This window comes from Bordetella petrii, assembly GCF_020991325.1.
Classification (GTDB): Bacteria; Pseudomonadota; Gammaproteobacteria; order Burkholderiales; family Burkholderiaceae_B; genus Bordetella_A; species Bordetella_A petrii_E.
This window is the reverse complement of the sequence record NZ_JAJMLX010000478.1, coordinates 1-1,547: the sequence shown is the minus strand read 5'-3', so window position 1 is coordinate 1,547 and position 1,547 is coordinate 1. Positions and strand designations below refer to the sequence as shown.

Sequence of the window (1,547 nt, the reverse complement as noted above, 5' to 3'; positions counted from 1 at the left end):
GACGCCATCGGACGCCTGGCCTCCGACGCCGCCCTGCGGCGGCGCATGGGCGCGGCCGGCCGCGAACTGGCCGAACAAGAGTTCGATATCGAAGACGTGTGCCGCAAGCACCTGGATATTTACGCGGCGCTGCTGCGGCAGCCTGGCGCCTGACACCCGGCCATATCTCTGCAAAGAGGGCGTCAGAAACCTGGTTGACTGGATCCGTGCCCGATGCGGCCGTCGACCGGTGCCGGTTCCGCGCGGGTTTCAGCTGCGCCGCGCTAGGGCGTTGATCCAGTAGCGGGTGGAAGGGTCCTGGTCGCCGGGCTGTTCGGACGGCGGGGCATCCAGTTCGTGGATGATGCGCCTGGCGAGCAGCTTGCCGAATTCCACGCCCCATTGGTCGAATGGGTTGATGCCCCATAGCGTGCCCTGGGCAAACACTTTGTGTTCGTACAGCGCCAGCAGCGCGCCCAGTGAATAGGCATCCAGGCGTGGCAGCACGATAAGGTTGGATGGCCGCCCGCCGGGGTGTACGCGATGGCGCGCCAGCAATTCCGCGCGTTGCGGATCCGTTTCTTGTGCCCGGCTTTCCTGCAGGGCTTCTTCGTACGACTTGCCGCGCAGCAGCGCAGAGCGCTGCGCCAGGCAGTTGGCGATCAACATGTTGTGATGCCGCGCGTACGCATGGTCGGGCTGTGCGCACACGATGAAGTCCACGGGGGCGCCCGTGGTGTCCTGGTGCAGCCACTGGAAAAACGTGTGCTGGCAGTCGGTGCCCGGCATGCCCCATACCACGGGGCCGGTGGGCACGCCCGTGGGCGTGCCGTCGCGCGTGGCCACCTTGCCCAGCGATTCCATTTCCAGCTGCTGGGCCCAGGGCACCAGGTGCAGCAACCGAGAATCGTAGGGAGTGATGGCCAGCGTGGCATAGCCCAGCACACTGCGGTTGGCCAGGCCCGACAGGGCCATTTGCAGCGGCGCGTTCTCGCGCGGGGGGGCTTGCAGGAAGTGCTGGTCCATGGCGGCGGCGCCGGCCAGGAGCTGGTCCAGGGCCTCGCTGCCCAGCGCCAGGGCGATGGGCAGGCCGATGGCCGACCATAGTGAATAACGGCCGCCCACCCAGTCCCAGAAGCGGAAAATCCGGTCCGGCTCGATGCCGAAGTCCAGCGCCGCGTCGACATTGGCTGTGACCGCCACCACGTGCTTGATGGGATCCGCCACGCCGGCTTCGCGCAGCCAGTTCATGGCGACTTCGGCATTGGCCAGCGGCTCGGTGGTGGTGAACGACTTGGACGCCACGATGACCAGGGTGTCGCGCGGATCCAGCTGGCCGATGGCATCGGCTACCGCGTGCGAATCCACATTCGACGCGAACTGGATATTGCGGCTGAGGCCGCAGTGGCGCAGCGCGCGGGTGACCATGCGCGGCCCCCAGTCGCTGCCGCCGATGCCCAGGTGCAGCACATTGCCGTACGACCCCTCCTGATCCAGCTGGCGCACGAATTGCCGCACGCGCTCGCGTTCGGCCAGGATGGCCGTGGCGACCGCGGGCGGCGGCGTGG

The 1,547-nt window shown here is 67.7% G+C and carries 1 protein-coding gene; it reads right to left on the bottom strand.

The window, feature by feature from the left end; translation table 11 throughout:
• Window positions 1-249: 249 nt before the first annotated feature.
• On the bottom strand, window positions 250-1,547 hold a 1,298-nt coding region (pgi, locus tag LPZ50_RS24745), incomplete at its 5' end, for a glucose-6-phosphate isomerase (RefSeq protein ID WP_230665479.1).